The organism is Prevotella brunnea (assembly GCF_008016795.1).
GTDB classification, from domain to species: Bacteria; Bacteroidota; Bacteroidia; order Bacteroidales; family Bacteroidaceae; genus Prevotella; species Prevotella brunnea.
Map to the genome: position 1 here is coordinate 23,249 of NZ_SDIK01000016.1, position 17,369 is coordinate 40,617.

Genomic DNA, 17,369 nt, shown 5'->3' on the forward strand with positions numbered 1-17,369 from the left:
ATATTATCTTTATAAATAATACTCTCTTTACGGGCTTCTTCTCACTCCGTAAACATCAGCAGGGCTAAGAGGGTGTAGCCACCTTGGATCAGAGCAAGGCGGATATTCCTGCGCATGAGGCTATATTTCTTATAGACAGTGGCTTCCGTATAGCCTACCATCCTGCCCACCTCACGGGCAGGGCAGCCCTCTTCCATCTTGCGGAACACGATCTGTTCCCTTTTCCTGTATCTTTTCAATACTTTCGAGACGATGGATTCAATCTCCCGACTGGCTATGCCACCTGAGGCATCCGCCGACTTATCCTTGACGTTATAGGCTACAGTTTTAAACTTTTCCTGTTCATCTAAAGAAACAAGTCCGTATTTCTTGTGTAGTTTTTCTTTTCGATACAAATCTATGACCTGACAGCGGGCTATGTTCATCAGGAATCCCTTAATCCTGTCCGACGATTCGAGGTACGTCAATTCTTCTGCTCTTTCCAGGAGGGTAAGCCACAGAGACTGCGCCATGTCGCTGGCGGCCTCCTTGCCGTGCGTCCTGCAATAATAGGTAATTAAAGTATCCTCATACCGTGTGTAAAGAGTGGAAAAAGCCTTCTGCCACCCTTCACATCTTGATGCAATCATCCGGAGCGCTTCAAGATCATCCATTTCCGTTGTCTCACCTACGATCGATCGCTGTTCATAGACTAACATGCGGCAAAGGTAGTTTGGGATTGTTAAAATATCAATACAATTTTATGAATAATTTGTTATAAAAAATAGAAGCGTTCATGCGGCCCTTTCTTCTGGAAAGCCTTTGAAATAAGGGCTTTGCAAAATTTAATGTAATTGTAACGTGATTTTCGGTAAAGATGCCGCCCTTTCTACGGTATTATATATGGAGGGCCACCATCACGGGGCATCCATACATTTTAAATATAGAACATCAACCCATATATGAGTGAATTAAGAAATCAACTGATCAGGGAAGCCTGCGACTTTTACAACCGGCACATGAGGCATACCGACGATGCTCCTGTTCTGGAGACCGACATAGAGGAGGAGCTGTCGTCGGCTCTTCCCGTCTCTCCCGACTGTCGGCGTGAGATTGAGGCTTGCAAGCGCATGACGCGTCGTGCGCTGTCTCGCCGATTGGGATTCAGGGTCGGTGTCTCCCACCGGAACAATACCGTCCGTATGGCATGGAGGTACTGGGGTGCGGCGGCCATGCTCGTTCTCCTTGCCGGTGTGGGGTTTCTGCTCGTGGGGCAGCGGTTCTCCTCCCCGTCTCCCCGCATGCAGCTGCTGGCCCGCTGCGCCGCCGACACCACCGTCACCCTGCCCGACGGCACGAGGGTGGATCTTCAGGGTGGCAGCTCCCTCTCCATCGCCGACGACTTCGGGCGCTCTTCCCGTGTGGTCGCCATGAGCGGACAGGCATTCTTCGACGTGGCCACCGATTCTGACCGCCTGTTCACCGTCGAGGCCGGGCAGCTCCACGCCGTGGTCCACGGCACTTCTTTTAATGTGCTCGCCCATCCGGGGCAGACTGTCAGCGAGATTACCGTGAGCAGCGGATGCGTCGAGGTGAAGAAAGCCCACGGCGGACACTCCTTCGGCCGCTATCGCCACGGTGACCAAATCACCTACGATGCCTCCACCAGCCGTGAGAGCGTCGGCAAGGTCGATGTGGGAGACATGACGGAATGGCGGAGCCACGAGTTCCACCTCACCGATGCCACGCTCCCGCAGTTCCGCGAGAAGATGCGCCGCTATTTCGGCGTGGAGGTCACCGTGGCACAGGGAGCCATCAGCCCGTCTGCCCGCATCAACTGCTCGGTCACGACCACCCGTCCCACCGTGGGCAACGTCATGGAGGCCGTCTGCACCATCTTCGGCGCAAGCTACCGACAACAGGGTAGCCGGATCATCATTTATCCGGCAAACAACATATAGCACGCCTTCCCTTCCAAGCGCCGGAAGAGAGAACTCAACAAAGTTTGGCAACACGGATGTGCAGGCAGGAAGCCCGCACGGACAGGAGTTTGCCCTTCGGGGCCGACAGCCACAGGTATGTCTATCATCATAATATCAAAACATAGAAAAGAAAATGGAAAAAAGGAACTACACCTTTAAAAAGACCCTCCTTGCCGTGGGTCTGCTCTTTCTCACGGGAGGATTCAACGGCTCCCCGTGCCATGCGGGCACACCGGCAACCGCCGTCACTCTCTCCCAGCTCTCCGCCGGCTATCCCAAGGAGAGTCTCAGCAGCCGTCTCGGCCGTATCCGCCATCGCTACGGGGTGGACATCAACTTCGACTCGTCCAAGATGGGCGGCATCACCGTTGCAGCCGGCAAGCCCGCCGGTGCGGAGCAGGACATCCGCGCCTGTCTCGCCGGCACCGCCTACAACTACCGCCAAGGTCCTGGCACCAACACCTACACCGTGTTCAGGGATGCCGCCAAGAAAACGGCACAGCCGTCCACCCAACCCACGGCGAATAGCCAGCAGCCCCAACGCCTTGCCGTGAAGCCCGACAATGCCACGGCAGCGCACGGCACCATTTCGGGAACGGTGCTCGACAAGGAGGGATTCCCCGTCATCGGCGCCACCGTCATGGTGGTGGGCATGAGCGGCAAGGGCGACGCCACCGACCTCAAGGGCCACTACGCCATCACCGGTCTGCCCAGCCGCTCGTTCACCGTCGAGGCCTCGTGCATCTCCTATCAGAAGATGCGTGTCTCCGATGTCAAGGTGCACGGCGGCAGAACCACCAAGCTCGACTTCATCCTGCAGGAAGCCACCAGCGAGCTGCAGGGCGTCACCGTCACGGCGTCCTACAACAATGCCACGGCCAACGCCTTGCTCGCCCAGCAGAAGAACCGCATGGCCATGAGCGATGGCATCAGTGCAGACCTCATTCGTAAGACCCCCGACAACAACGTGGCGCAGGTCTTGGGCCGCGTCTCCGGCGTCACCATTGACAAGGGTAAATATGTGGTGGTGCGCGGCATGAGCGAACGTTACAACAACGTGCAGCTCAACGGGGCTGCCCTGCCCAGCACTGAGCCCAACAAGCGCAACTTCTCTTTCGATGTCATCCCCGCCGGACTGGTGGACAAGGTGACCATCGCAAAAACCTTCACCCCCGACTTGCCCGCCGAGTTCACGGGCGGATTGGTGGAGGTCAACACGCTGTCCGTGCCCACCAAGAAGTTTCTCAACGTGAGCATCGGCACGGGTATCAATACCATTTCCACCGGCAAAACCATGGAGACGGGCATCAACTACGCCTCCGACTATCTCTTCGGCAATATCAAGGATCGCAAGTGGGCCACCGAGGACCATTCCGCCGAGGCAGCTGACGTGTACTGCAAGAACGCCGCACAGCGCAACCCCATCCAGTTTTTCAAGTACAAGGCCTTGCCGCTGCAGACCTACTCGCTCACGGCAGGCATTCCCATCACCCTGCACAACGGCCACAAGCTCGGCGCTGTGCTCGCCCTGACCTACCGCAACGAGCAGACCATCCACAACATCAAGGAGGCACGAATGATCAGCGCCGACTCCCTCTTCCGTACCAACCGAGCCTACAACTTCGTCACCGCCACCGGTGCCGTACTCAACATGGGCTGGCAGGCGCGCAACCACAAAATTACGTGGCGCAATCTCTTCAATAACCGCTTCACCCACACCACCACCGACCGATTTATCGTCACCGATTACACCGCATGGTGGACCAGAGAGCTCTACAGCAACCCGCTGCGCACGTTGATGTTCCAGACACAGATGGACGGCGAGCACAAGTTCTGGGAGGATCAGCTCATCCTCACCTGGAATGCCTCCTACAACAAGGTGAACCGCACCAACCCCAACACTGCATTGGTCGAAGCGAATATGGTAGGTGACCGCTATACGACGAATATCTTTGGCTGGAGACCTGCCAGTGGCAGCGCCAGTCAATTTGATCTTACCAGTGGTCATCTGATGTATTCCGACCTGAACGAAAGCAAGAAGACCGTAGGAGTCAACGTGGAGCATCCTTTCGAGGTGGCAGGCAACAAGCAGCGTGTCAAGGCTGGTTACATGGGTACCTTTCGCCGGTCCGACTTTTTCCAGCAGTACATCAAGCCCCACATAACAAGCCCTACCGGCCAATTACCGGATAAAGGCTTACCCCTCAACGATGCCTTCAATCCCAAATGGTTCGAACAGGGCTTTGCGGTATATTCGCCGGTCGGCATCATGGGTTCATACGCTGACTATTACGAGGGCAGCCAGGACGTGCATGCCGCCTATTTGATGGGCGATTTCACTTTCTTCAACCGTCTCCACCTCACCGCTGGCGTGCGTATGGAGGATGCCCAAACAAGCACCACCACGAGAACAGCCATCCTGACTTCTACGAGTGTTAACTGGAACGACACTACTATTTCCATTAAAAACACCGACTGGCTGCCCGCTGCCACCTTGGTCTATAACATCACGCCCACGCTCAACGCCCGCCTGGCCTTCAGCAAGACCCTTGCCCGCCCTGAGTTCCGTGAACTCACGTTCACCCCATACTATAGAGTGGAAGACCGCATGATTACCTATACAAAATTTGGAGATTACGTCAAGCAGTCCAAAATCACCAACTGGGACCTGCGCTTCGAGTGGTACCCATCCCTGGGCGAGGTGGTCTCATTGAGCCTATTCCACAAGAAGTTCAAGGATCCGGCAGAGGTCTATACCTGGCTAAGACAGGACGGTCACAACTACGACGAGATTCATGCCAATCTGCCCGAAGCCACCGCCAAGGGCATCGAGCTGAACGTGCGCAAGTCGTTAGGATTCCTGCTGCCTGGCTCCTTCCTCCGTGACCTTTGGTTCACGGGCAACTTCTCGATTATCGATGGTACAGTGAAACTCAACTACGATGAGAGCATACAGAACAGTTATAAGAATCGCAGACGCCCATTAATGGGAATGTCGCCCTACACCGTGAACGCGGGGTTGGGCTACTTCGGTAAGAAGTTTAGCGCTACAGTCAACTATGGGCGTAAAGGACGCAGTCTGCTACTATCAGCGGAGAATGACGCGTATGACATCTACGAGAATCCGCGCAATGTGCTTGACCTACAACTTGCCGCCAAGTTCCTGAAAAATCGGCTTGAGGTGAAGTTCAATGCCAGTGACCTGCTTCACGAAGACTACATCCTCTACCGCAACTGCCACGGGTACATCGATACAAGTGGCAACTGGTCGGATATTGTCGATTGGACGGACAAGGGTATGGACTATACCCCCGGTGACTGGGTCATCAGCCGCATCAACAAGGGGGTGAATCTCTCTCTGACGGTAAGTTATCAACTTTAATTCACCCGTAAGGGTACTACATCAATTCGAGATAGTATGCAAAAGGACCAGATACGAGAAAGTCCAGCCAAGTAAGATAACAACAGTGGAACTTTTCATCCTTGACGGTCCCGAGGCATCTATTAATAATCATTTATTAACTAAATTCATTCTATTATGAAGAATTTTAAAAAGTTCGCCATGCTCCTCGTAGCAGTCATGGCAGTGGGAGTCACAATGACTTCGTGTTCAAATGAGGACGAAACAATCCCTGTAGTGAACAATGTACGTGCAACGGAAACGCTGTCGAGTATCATCAGTGCTGACAAGACGTTGTACAGCAATGTCACCTATCAGCTCAGTGGAAAAACCTACGTCACCAACGGTGCCACGCTCACCATTCAGCCGGGTACACGCATTGAGGGTCTTTACAACAGTGAAAACACCATGGCTTCTGCTCTAATCATCACCCGTGGGTGCAAAATCATGGCTCAGGGTACAGCCGATAAGCCTATCGTGTTCACAGCCCAAAATGGACAGAAAGGCGGATGGGGCGGTCTCGTCATTCTTGGCAAGGCTGTTGTCAATCAGGGCACGGAGTGTGCCATTGAGGGCATCGACGCATCCACAGCACCCGCAGGCGTGGACATCCATTTCGGCGGTACGAACGACAACGACAATTCTGGCGTGTTGAGCTATGTACGCGTGGAATATGCCGGTGCCAGCATTGCTGCCGACAATGAGCTGAACGCCTTCACCTTCGGTGGCGTGGGTCGTGGTACGCGGCTCGACCACTGCCAGGCATTTCATGGTGCCGACGATGCCTTCGAGTTCTTCGGCGGATGCGTCAACGGCAAGTACCTTGTTTCCACTGCCACCGACGACGATGGTCTCGACTTCGACTGGGGGTACACAGGAACTATCCAGTATGCGCTGGTCACCATCGAGCCTACCATGAAATATTCGAAAGACCCGAATGGTATCGAATGTGACAATGACAAACTTGGTTCTACAAAGACTCCCTTCACTCATCCCGTATTGAGCAATTTGACGATAAAAGGAACTACAAAAGGACAGGTAGCGCAGGTTGGTGAAAGTGGAACTGCTCTGAAGTCTTGCGCTGATTTCCGTCGCAACTGTGAGTTCACATTGATCAACAGTGTGGTCTATGGTTTTCCGAGAGGCATTCTGAGAGAAACCAAGAACTCTAACTATGTTTTAGAAAACAATGTTATTTGTGCTGCTTCAAATGGACAGGTAGCTGGTATTAACTTCAGTGCCGACAAAGCTACGAATGATACCTTTACCCCATCGGCTTCCAATGTGGGACTGACGGATTATAGCCTCATCAAACTTAACAATCCATGGGGCAATTACAAGACTAAGGCTTTGATACCGCTTGGCAATCCTGCCATGACGGGGGCCTATTCTCTCTCCGGCATTGAGGCTGTCAATTATAAAGGTGCGTTCAACCCCAGATTAAAAACAGTCTGGACGGCCCAGGCTTGGGTAAGATAAATATAAAATATTCTCAGGATAGTAGGCCAGCCAAGGTTGGCTTACCATCCTTTGATACGTTTAATTAAAAAGAAAAACAAATGAAAACCAAAAATTTACTTTTTGCCCTGCTGCTACTTGGCAGCGCAACTGTTGTTAATGCGCAGGAGAATCTACTTAGTAATCCAGGGTTTGAAGGTGAGACAATCGTCATTGATGAGGTAAACGGTATCATTCATCCGAAAGGTTGGCTTGATCCATGGGATTTTGAAGAAGGGGATGCTCATTTCAACACAATTATCTCCGAAGCTCATTCCGGCAACGCAGCGCTGTATATGATGTATGCTTCCGACGGTTATCCAAGTGGAGGTAATGAGATACAGTGTATAGATGCCTCTGTTACAGGGTTAGATAAGGTATATACGTTTTCTTTCTGGTACAAAGTAATCAAGGCGAAAAACTATAAAGGGAGGCCTATAGAATGGGAATACTGCATTGGAATGTGGCACACCTCCGACAGCGATGAAATAGGTAATGCAGATGCTGTGGCAGAGCAAGGCATAGATTCACAAGGCATAGTCACAAATGGAGAGGCTATAGAGGGAGACTGGAAGTTCGCTACTGTCGATTATGATTTTGGAGACCGTTTGGCAAGATATGCTCCAAGCGAATTTTATACCTACGACAAGAGCAAGATGAAATATTTATTAATTGGAGTGAAAGTTATTTTTGGCGACCTCTTGCTCGATGACTTCTCCCTGACTGTGAAGGGTGGCACGAGCGGTATCGAGACCACAACCGCCAATCAGCCTTTGCCCGTGAAGGTAGATGGTGGCGAGCTGTATGTGGGCGGCGTGAAAGGTAGCCGCATCACTGTGTACGACGCCATTGGCAGGACGGTGGCCAACACTGTGGCAACCAGCGAAACCACCCACATCGGCAACCTGCCCAAGAACCAACTGTTGGTGGTGAAAGCCGGAAACAAGACGGCAAAGGTAATGATGAGATAATTCATAATGCATAATGCATAATTACTTTCCGTTGGTCAGTGACCTGCGGTTCATAATGCACAATGCATCATTATTTCCATCCAGACTGTTATCATGCACTTGGATAAAAATGCTATCGGTCGGAGGAATCATAACAACAAGGTGGTGTGCCGCACACTCTGCTGGCAACTCCGCCTTGTTTCTACCAAAATATTGTAAAGAATGAAAATACTCAATCAAATCTTTCTCACGGCAACAGCCGTGGTGCTGCTTGCGGGTTGCAGCTATAACGACGAGCCCTTGGACGGCGGCTACTATCATCTGACGGTGGCAGAGCCCTATTCGTATGACTCTTGCTATTTCATGCTGGATGGTCAGAGTTTTTCTGGTAAGACAGCAAGTCTATCTAAGGATAGGGGTTTCACGAACAGCACCTACCGCGTCCGCGCAGATGCGAAGGGCGTGTTGCAGGGCTTTCGCAAAGGAGCCGACCAGCCCGATTTCTCTATGAACGTGGACCTGAGCCAGCAGCGTGACTTCACCTTCGTGCAATTGCCGGGGCAGAAACTCATGACACCCGACGAGTCGGAAGGTGGCGAGCCGATGCCTACAGAGCCAGGACACGTCAAAGCCCGCTTCTTCTACACAGACAAGACCTATCCCGACATTCACCACATGCGTGTGCAAATACTCAGTGGCAAAAATCCGTTTTCCAGCAAGAAGCTCTTATCCGTGTTGTTGGAACAGAACGTGCCGGGGCAGTTCGTGGAGATAGACACCACGGCTGTGCAGGGAAATTTTTATTTTCGCCTGTACAATGCCGACGTGACACCCGAGAAGCGTATCGGCTTTATGCCCACGCTGATGAAGTTTGACAGCGATGCCCGTCAGACCTTGCAGGTGAATGGACATTCGGGAAATATTGAATATGAGTTTTAATGAACAATGCACAATTCATAATTCATCATGCTCATTACTTTCCGTTGGTCGGTGACCTTCGGTTCAAAGTTTAAAGATCAAACCTCAAAGTTCAAAGTTCAAACCTCAAAGTTCAAAGTTCAAACCTCAAAGTTCAAAGTTCAAACCTCAAAGTTCAAAGTTCAAAGTTCAATGTTCAAAGTAAAAAATATCTTATTGATGCTCTGTATGTTCTCCATCACCACTCATGCGGAGAACGGGAGCGTGGTGAAGGCTCCATCGGCTGCCTCGCACAAGACGGTGGTGACGGCAGCCGGAGCAACGCTGCCCCTGCCTTTCTACAACAAAGCGTTCGAGTTGTACTGGGAGAAAAACGACGTACCCGTGACCTATGCCGGTATCGGCTCGGAGCGGGGTCTGAAAGCTCTGCAACGCCGACAGATCGACTTTGCGGGCGTGGACGTGCTGCCCACCAAAGCAGAGCGCGACAGCCTGCCGGGAAAGGTGCTGGCACTGCCCACCTGTATGGGGGCGGTGACCGTGGCCTACAACCTGAAGGGTACGGACAACCTGCGGCTGACGGGCGAACTGCTGGCCGACATCTTCATGGGTAAAATCGTGAAGTGGAACGATGCCCGCATTGCAGCGGTGAACCCCAAGCTATCACTGCCCGACCGGGAGATTACCCCCGTGTTCCGTCTCGACGGCAGCGGCACCACCTACGTGTTCTCCCAGTATCTCTCAAAGGTGAGCGACGCATGGAAAAACGCTATGGGCGTGGGCAAGAAGATAGGCTGCAAGGTGGGCGTGGCTGCCAATGGCAATACTGGCGTGGCAGGCCTGGTGGAACGCATACCAGGAAGCATCGGCTATGTGGCGACGGAATACACCACCGCCTTCGACACGCAACGGGCATGGCTGCGCAATGCCGCCGGCACGTTTGTGCTGCCCACGCAGGAGAGCATCATGGCTGCTGCCGAACAGGAGGGCAATGCCACCGACATCACCAACGCCACCGATGCCGGGGCATACCCCATCAGCTGCTACACCTGGGTGTTGGTGTATCAGGAGCAGAGCTACGCCTTGCGGTCATATCATGAGGCACAGGAGACGGTGAGCGTTCTGCGCTGGCTGCTCAGCCCAGAGGCACAGGAGCTGACCACCCGTCTGCTCTACTCGCCACTGCCCACCCGCACCGCTGCCGCCGCCGCACGTCTGCTGGACAGCATGACGTATGAGGGCAAGAAGATGAAATAGCTCCCCCCCGCCTCTTTGACGTCCTCAAAAGAAACATCCCCTCATGAGGACTCCTCATGAAAACTTTTTTATTCTTCATAACTTGAACGCTTGTGGCGCACCGCAACTTACCCCTGCGGTCGTCCACAGGCGTTTTTGTTTGCCTTGTAGTCTCGATGGCGGAGAAAATCCTGAACCTTATCAAAAATTCCTGTTGAGTATGAATATTCCATCCGTGTCCGTCAGATAATTGACAAAAGCAGTCTCACTCCTTCTTCATAGGAAGCGTTGGGTAACGTTAAATACTTGGTTGGTTGGTCGATTTAAACTGATTGGTTTTCGTTTTCCACCATTTTTGCTTATATTTTTGTAGCAAAAATTTAATTTCTATTTCCTGTCAAACCATTTTGACCCAAGAAAGGAAACCAGAAATTCTACATTCGATGAAACGGAAGCCATGGAAGGATTTTTTGCATTTTTGATATTCCCTCAGCAAGATAGATGCTCATTCTCTTTTGGATCTCAGTGCAATATTGCCCTCATTTAAAATCAGAAGATTATGCCAAAAGTAGAAAGAGTTATCCATCCAACGACATGGATTAGGGAAATTCATGTAGGCCAGTTGAAGATCACCAATGTATCACTGGACAAGCGTCACAGCTTTGTGAACATGATCAGCGATTACAACCGCTCTTGGGGAGCCATCGCTGGTAAGTTCATCCATTACAGCTACAACAGCTATGGCTGCCGGCTGGCCATCTATGCAGTATCATCAGAGGAACGTAAACAGGAATTAAACAAGGAAACAGATGAAGGAAAATGGAAAGAAAAACTCCCCATTGATTTCTACGGAAAGAAAGAATGGGAAGCGGAAAGCGAGCATGACTGATTTCATGGCTGCCAGTCATGGAGTACTTAACACCTCGGACACGGTCTATACCGTGCCCGACATCGCCCTTATGCTCGGACGCAAGGAGTGTACCATCAGGAAGCGCATCGAAAAAGGCCTTATCCCAGCTCATAAGATGGGTCGTTGTTGGTATGTCCTGAAATCGGAGTTCATTGCAGAATTAAGAGATACTTAGCAAATCCTCTAAATAACAAGTGACTAAGTAGAAGCCCTTGGCCGACCCGCTGAGAAGCCAGTCGGCTGAGGCATTTTTTTGTAACCCCAAACATGATTAGAGGATGAAATGATACCCAAGGCCATTATAGAAAAGATACTTGATGCGGCGCATATAGAAGAGGTGGTGGGCGAATTCTTGTCACTCCAGAAGCGAGGCATCATCTATCGTGCGCTGTGTCCTTTCCATCAGGAGAAGACACCGTCGTTTACAGTTACGCCCAACCGCAGCATGTTCTACTGTTTCGGGTGCCATAAGGGAGGTAATGCGATTACCTTCCTGATGGAGCATGAGAACATGACCTACCCAGAGGCCGTGAAATGGCTGGGCAGGAAGTACGGTATAGAGGTGGAGGAACGTGAGGAAACCATCGATGAGAAGCAGCAGCGCCTGAGACGTGAGTCGCTACTGATTGTCAATGCCACCGTACATAAGCATTACCGTGAGGTGTTTCTGCGCTACAAGCCTGCCCAGGACTATGCCTACCGCCGCTGGGGGCAGAAGTATTGCGATGAGATAGAGATCGGTTTTGCGCCCATCGACGGCAAAGCCCTCGCTCGTCTGCCCTTGCAAAAGGAATTTCTCCAGGAGTTGGGACTCATTAACAAGCAGGGCTACGACTTCTTCCAAAACCGTATCGTCATCCCCATCAAAGACCGCTACCAGCACATCATCGGCTTCACAGCAAGGGTGATGGACGACAGTCAGCCAAAGTATCTCAATAGCAAGGAGTCGTTTCTTTACAATAAGCGTAACACGGTCTTTGGTTTGGACGTGGCATGGCGGGCGGCAGGAAAGGCCGAGCAGATGTACCTTGTGGAGGGAGCCCCCGACTGTATGCGTCTGCATGCCATTGGTGTGCAGAACGCCGTAGCCGACCTTGGTTCGGCATGGACAGCGGAGCAGTTTCAACTCATCAAGAGGGCAACCAGTAAGGTGTGCTTCATTCCCGACAACGACCCACCCAAGGGCGGCGCCGATTATGGTACGGGTATCGAAGCCGTAATGAAGGCAGGGAAGCTCGCCACTGAACAGCACCTTATCGTATCGGTCAAGGAAATACCCACCTCCGAAGAAGGTAAGAAGGAAGATCCCGATACCTATTTCAAGAATCAAGCGCTCTTCAAGGCTGTTGAGGAAGAGGACTTTATCCTGTGGCTGGCCGCCAAACTATTTGAGACGAGCGGCAACACTGAGCAAAAGAGTGATGCCGTGAAGCAGATAGCCCACCTGTTGTCTTTTATCGATGACGACACCAAGCTCACCATGTTCATTGATGCCCTCACCAAATATCACCGAGGAAAACTCTTCTGGCAGAAAGCCGTCGAGAACGAGAGGACGAGGCGCGACAGCCCAAAGGAGGACGAAATCGACCTAAACCGTCAGTACGGTTTTTGGATAGACCACGGCAAATACTTCTCCACCACCGAGAAGGGAGGAGTGATTGAATGGAGCAATTTTACGCTGACACCACTCTTCCACATCAAGGACCCGCTTATGGCCAAACGACTCTTCTTGCTCACCAACGAGTTGGGCATCAAGGAAATTATAGAGATGGAGCAGGAAGACCTTATCTCGCTGCAAAAGTTCCGCCAAAAACTCGAATCTCTCGGCAACTTCATCTGGAAGGCTGGCGAGAAGGAACTCATTAAGCTGAAGTGCTTCCTCTACGAAAAGACCGAGACAGCAGCCCAAATCAAGCAGCTCGGCTGGAACAAGAAAGGCTTCTATGCCTTTGGCAACGGCATCTATTATGGAGGGAAGTTCAGTGAAGTCAACGAGTATGGTATCGTACACCTGGACGAGAAGGGTAACTACTACCTGCCAGCCTTCTCTCAGATTTATAAGGAAAACACTGACTATTTCCGTTTCGAGCGTCAGTTTGTGCATTTTAATTTCTCAATGATTTTGCTCCGGGACTTCACCCGTCAACTCTTCCTCGTCTTTGGCGACAATGGCAAGATAGGCTTCTGCTTTTATCTCGCCACCCTTTTCCGTGACATCATCACCCTCACCACACGCTCATTTCCCATCCTCGATCTCTTCGGTCCGAAGGGTTCTGGCAAGAGTGAGTTAGGACACACCTTGATGTCGTTCTTCGTGATTGACAACATACCGCCCAACATACAGAACTCCACCATTCCTGCGCTCAACGACACGGTAGCTGCCGCTGCCAATGCTCTGGTGCACATCGACGAATACAAGAACGGCATCGACACCGCCAAGATAGAGTTTATCAAGGGCCTTTGGGACGGTACTGGTCGCACGCGCATGAACATGGCCACCGACAAGAAGAAGGAGACCACCGCCGTAGATGCAGGCGTGATTATCTCCGGACAAGAGATGCCTACGACCGACATCGCACTCTTCAGCCGGCTTATCTTCCTCTCGTTTCCCAAGTCAGACTTTACGGATGATGAAAAGAAGAACTACCAAAGATTGCTCATGATGCGTTCCAAAGGAATGACGCACTTAACCCTACAGCTTTTGACCCATAGGGAACTGTTTGTCAAAGCCTTTTATGACCAGTATCATTTGATATTGGGTGATGTAAACAAACGGTTAGGCAGTAGGAATGTCATCGACCGCATTGTGCAAAACTGGGTGGTCCCACTTACAGCCTTCCGATGTTTGGAAGGCAAATTGGATTTGCCTCTCTCGTATTCAGAAGTATTGAATATCACGGTTGAAGGCATTATACACCAAAACATGGAATGTAAGACAAACGACGAGTTGGGTAGCTTCTGGCGCATGGTGCAGTTTCTCAATAGTGAGGGTGAAATTTACGAAGATGCCGATTTTAGAATTAGATCTGTCAGCCGGTTCCATTCCAGTATCATCAATGAAACGGAATGGGCAGAGCCGCACAAGATACTCTATCTTCAGAAGACCCGCATCTTCATGCTCTATAAGCTCAATGCCCACCGCAACGGAGAGACCTCACTGCCCGAAGAGTCGCTGCGTTACTATTTAGAAAACAGCAAAGAGTATCTTGGCGAGCAGCGCATGACGTATCATGTTGTCAAAAAGGGTAACCAGGTCCTTGACTTCGATCACCGTGATGCCAAGGGGCAGCCCACCAAAATGTCCGTCCAACAACGTTCCTATTGCTTTGACTATGAGAAGCTCGTCGAGGCGTTTGACATCAATCTGGAGATGACAAGGGAAGAAAATAATAGTTAAATACAACCTATGAGTTGTATAATTCAAATATATAACTTATCTTTGCAACATAAAAGAAAGAACATGACGTTCGATAAAATTACTGACGACGGTCGTCTATGGGCTGTGCGATACAATGGAGAGAGCGATAATGCACTCTATACGCTGTTTGACAAGTGGGGCAATGTAGTATGGCTTAGACAATTCTTCCGTGATAATTGGGATGATCTGATAGCCCACTTCAAGGTGACAGACATCAACCAAGCCATAGAAGACACGATTGAGGACAGCGATCAACTGCAATGTTTGATGCTGGACTTAAATCCTGATTCAGACTTAGAATTGCTATTTCACCCATTGGAAAACTTCCGCACCTCGGAGATGGTGCTCGGCAAAGAAAAAGCCAGGCTGAAACGAACGATTCGTCATTCTTCGTGGCTTCGCATCTATGCTATAAAGTTATCACAAGGCGTATATGTCATCACAGGTGGGGCTATTAAACTTACGCTCAAAATGGAAGAGCGAAACCACACAAAGGCGGAATTGGCAAAACTGGAAAAAGTCCGCCGTTTCCTCCTGAATGAGGATATTATCGACGATGATTCTTTCATAGATTATGTTACCACAATATAAAAAAGGAGGTAAGTATGAACCAAATTATAAACAAACTGGAGGCGCATGAGAGCAAGACACCCTCTCGCTGGCGTGAGGCTGCCGAATACCGACAGGCCAACAAGTCGTGGCTTCGCCACTCGCAGCGTATTGCGATGCTTATGCTCGACAAGATGGACGAGCTCCATCTTACCCAGACAGAACTTGCCCAGCGCTTGGGCTGCTCGCAGCAGTATGTGTCAAAGATACTCCGAGGGAAAGAGAATCTCTCCATCGAGACGCTTTGCAAGATAGAAGATGCCCTCTCACTCCACTTACTCCCCAGCGAGGTAGAAACGGTTTGATGAAGTTATACTCACATGACGAGATGCTCAACCGAGTGTTGGGCAGCAAAAACACGTCTGCCCGTAATGCTTACGAGCAGAAAACGAATCGCTTCTTGAAAAAGATAAAAGACGCTCATTGAGCAAAAAAGAGAAGTAACAGGGACTCACTCTGGATACCCTAAGAACTGCTGGTGAGTCATGATAGGCTACCCGCCATTATCAGGTAATTTGTCCTGGTAATGGCGGCTTCATTTTTGCCCTAAAAAAATTCTCAGTAAACCCCAAAAATGCTTGTCTTGCTTGTCTTATATGTCTTGTCGTTGAGTATCAATAAATTATATGTCTCTGATGTTGTCTTGACTTGTCATCGCTTGTCTTAGAAAATGGTCGAAGTGAAGAATCTTTCTATTTTAGTCTAATAATAAAAGTCTTGTCTAATAACAAAGAATATTATATTATTGTATATCAACACTTTATGTGTTTATGACAAATAAGACAGAAAAGACAGCCCAAATATATGTGCCCTACAAAAAAAATAAAAAGGCGGAAGCTCCGCCTTTTCTATAACGCTTAGCAGCACTCGGCCATTTGAAAGCGAGCCTTCATGGCTCTCGCTTGCAAAGCCTTTCGTTACTGCTCATCATATAGCCTTGAGAGGAAGTCCTGTAGTCGCTTATCCTGTATCTCGGTAAGTAGACAGGGCTTAAAGCCTGGTACTTGCCTAATGCTCAACATGCCCAGTCCATACCGTGAGCCAGCCACCTTGATGCCTTCCATCTCCTTTACAGAGGCGTAGCCATACTCCGTTTCAGCTATCCCCACTACGATACAGAACAAAGTAAAGTCGTTGCCTTCTGGTTGCCCCTCCAGTACATACCAGCGGATGAGTCCAAATTCAAACACACAGACGCAAGTGTCGTCCTTCTGCTTCCCGTCCTGAGGATAAAGAGGGAAATCTTTCAACTGTTTGGCGAGTTTTGCCGTCATCAAATGATTTGCTATATTAAATGCTATTGTGGAGCAGTGGTGAGCACCCCATCACCTAACTTTGTTTAGTTTCTCACAGCAAAAAGAGAGCGCCATGGCAGGTAATGAGTTGAAGAGAGCCGGAAATGGAATGGAAGAACTGCATGCAAGGATGCTTGGGCATCTTGTTGCAAGTTTGGAATGGAATGTGGCATCTTCAACTCATCACTGGCCTTGTTGCGCACGAAATGACCTAACCTCTCTCCCTTGTCATTCTACGTCCCTGAAGAATGATGAAAGCGGTATTGTAATGGTTGCTGCTCTATGCGCAATGAATGGAGATACGACTTTCAGGGAAAAAGCCTTCTGAAATATAGGTAAAACCACATAGGTAGTCTGTGTAACCCCAATGCAACACAAGAATTGCGTTACACTGGAGATGCACTGACGTTACACAGGAAAAATGTGCAATATGGTGTGCATAGGCACGGAGCAGGAAGTAAGATGGCGGAGCCGTGGAGCGGTCATGGGCGACAGTCCATCATCAGCGTAACAGCGGTAGCCTATCTTTCCTGTACCATGCTATGCACTCCATCCAGCACATAATGGATAACCGATCTCCCTTGTTGCTCCGTGTTCCAACGAAGCGATGAAAGCGGTGTGGAGTCATCACACTCATTTATGACGTGATAGCGAAATACGGCTTTCAGGGACATTAAGTACTCCCAAATAAAAGTCTTGTTTTTGATGCAAAAGCAAGACTTTTATTTTAACCAAGCATTATTCAGCTAAGCATCTTTCTCCCAAATAGGCAGCGGACTGTGACAGCTGCCCGATTTTGAAAGCTGGTCATACCTTGTCAGATATACTCCAGCCATGCTCACTCCTCCCTACTTATTCTGCCCACCTGCTTACAAGGATGGTTGCAGAATACCCAATCAATCTCACGGTATGACAAAGTGGTCTGTATGCCACTGTCCATGACCATTCCACAGTGTTTTAGGATTTTGCATAACACTTGGCTTCCTCGCTGCTCTCTGCTTCTATCTTGAAAGTACCCTCGAATATGTATCGAGCCGGTACGCTATAAATCTTCTTCATTGTATTTTATTACTGTCCGCTAAACATCCCACATTTTTTATGAATTAGGGCTGACACTTCTCACGAGGTATCAGCCCTTTTTGTTATCTTTGCTTTTGTTTCCAAACTCAGATAAC

At 50.1% G+C, this 17,369-nt stretch carries 16 protein-coding genes; 14 read left to right on the forward strand and 2 right to left on the reverse strand.

All coding sequences use genetic code 11. The features are described from left to right. Positions 1-41 precede the first annotated feature (41 nt). Positions 42-653, reverse strand: a complete 612-nt coding sequence (locus ETF27_RS02405) for an RNA polymerase sigma factor (RefSeq protein WP_158635971.1) — start codon at positions 651-653, stop codon at positions 42-44. Positions 654-941: 288 nt separating this feature from the next. Here ETF27_RS02405 and ETF27_RS02410 point away from each other — a divergent pair, with 288 nt between their 5' ends. The 12 genes from ETF27_RS02410 (at position 942) to ETF27_RS02465 (ending at position 15,326) form a co-directional block, all read left to right on the forward strand. Further along, positions 942-1,940 carry a FecR family protein gene (locus ETF27_RS02410; protein WP_130829478.1) on the forward strand — a complete coding sequence of 333 codons (999 nt, stop codon included), beginning with the start codon at positions 942-944 and terminating at the stop codon, positions 1,938-1,940. A 154-nt stretch (positions 1,941-2,094) separates the two neighbouring features. Then, complete coding sequence (locus ETF27_RS02415; RefSeq protein ID WP_130829476.1) at positions 2,095-5,343, forward strand: TonB-dependent receptor; 3,249 nt, start codon at positions 2,095-2,097, stop codon at positions 5,341-5,343. 156 nt (positions 5,344-5,499) lie between these two features. Beyond that, positions 5,500-6,840 (forward strand): hypothetical protein, encoded by a 1,341-nt coding sequence (locus tag ETF27_RS02420; protein ID WP_147785434.1) that lies wholly within the window; start codon positions 5,500-5,502, stop codon positions 6,838-6,840. 80 nt (positions 6,841-6,920) lie between these two features. Continuing rightward, the gene (locus ETF27_RS02425; protein ID WP_147785435.1) at positions 6,921-7,829 is read left to right on the forward strand and encodes a hypothetical protein; all 909 of its coding nucleotides are present in this window, start codon (positions 6,921-6,923) and stop codon (positions 7,827-7,829) included. Positions 7,830-8,030: 201 nt separating this feature from the next. After that, positions 8,031-8,747 (forward strand): hypothetical protein, encoded by a 717-nt coding sequence (locus tag ETF27_RS02430; protein ID WP_147785436.1) that lies wholly within the window; start codon positions 8,031-8,033, stop codon positions 8,745-8,747. A 27-nt stretch (positions 8,748-8,774) separates the two neighbouring features. Next, on the forward strand, positions 8,775-9,983 hold the full coding sequence (pstS, locus tag ETF27_RS02435) for a phosphate ABC transporter substrate-binding protein PstS (protein ID WP_240048112.1): 1,209 nt from the start codon (positions 8,775-8,777) through the stop codon (positions 9,981-9,983). 538 nt (positions 9,984-10,521) lie between these two features. Next, complete coding sequence (locus ETF27_RS02440; RefSeq protein WP_116616139.1) at positions 10,522-10,851, forward strand: hypothetical protein; 330 nt, start codon at positions 10,522-10,524, stop codon at positions 10,849-10,851. Beyond that, positions 10,844-11,047, forward strand: coding sequence for a helix-turn-helix domain-containing protein (locus ETF27_RS02445; RefSeq protein WP_007175168.1), 204 nt, complete (start codon positions 10,844-10,846; stop codon positions 11,045-11,047). The genes ETF27_RS02440 and ETF27_RS02445 overlap by 8 nt, the downstream gene beginning before the upstream one ends. 108 nt (positions 11,048-11,155) lie before the next feature. After that, positions 11,156-14,269 (forward strand): DNA primase, encoded by a 3,114-nt coding sequence (dnaG, locus tag ETF27_RS02450; protein WP_130829470.1) that lies wholly within the window; start codon positions 11,156-11,158, stop codon positions 14,267-14,269. Between the two features lie 63 nt (positions 14,270-14,332). After that, complete coding sequence (locus ETF27_RS02455; RefSeq protein WP_130829468.1) at positions 14,333-14,881, forward strand: hypothetical protein; 549 nt, start codon at positions 14,333-14,335, stop codon at positions 14,879-14,881. A gap of 14 nt (positions 14,882-14,895) precedes the next feature. After that, a complete protein-coding gene (locus ETF27_RS02460; RefSeq protein ID WP_130829466.1) occupies positions 14,896-15,204 on the forward strand; it encodes a helix-turn-helix domain-containing protein in 309 nt (102 codons plus the stop codon). Beyond that, positions 15,204-15,326: an XRE family transcriptional regulator gene (locus ETF27_RS02465; RefSeq protein WP_130829464.1), complete on the forward strand. Its 123-nt coding sequence runs from the start codon at positions 15,204-15,206 to the stop codon at positions 15,324-15,326. Before ETF27_RS02460 ends, ETF27_RS02465 begins: the two co-directional genes overlap by 1 nt. 490 nt (positions 15,327-15,816) lie before the next feature. Here the strand turns inward: ETF27_RS02465 and ETF27_RS02470 are convergent, their stop codons facing one another. Then, positions 15,817-16,173, reverse strand: coding sequence for a hypothetical protein (locus ETF27_RS02470; RefSeq protein WP_130829461.1), 357 nt, complete (start codon positions 16,171-16,173; stop codon positions 15,817-15,819). Between the two features lie 94 nt (positions 16,174-16,267). Between ETF27_RS02470 and ETF27_RS02475 the strand changes: the two genes are divergently transcribed. Together ETF27_RS02475 and ETF27_RS02480 are read left to right on the forward strand one after the other, a co-directional pair. Further along, positions 16,268-16,522, forward strand: a complete 255-nt coding sequence (locus ETF27_RS02475) for a chromosome replication initiation protein (RefSeq protein WP_130829459.1) — start codon at positions 16,268-16,270, stop codon at positions 16,520-16,522. Positions 16,523-16,575: 53 nt separating this feature from the next. Continuing rightward, positions 16,576-16,758 carry a hypothetical protein gene (locus ETF27_RS02480; RefSeq protein ID WP_147785437.1) on the forward strand — a complete coding sequence of 61 codons (183 nt, stop codon included), beginning with the start codon at positions 16,576-16,578 and terminating at the stop codon, positions 16,756-16,758. Positions 16,759-17,369: the final 611 nt, after the last annotated feature.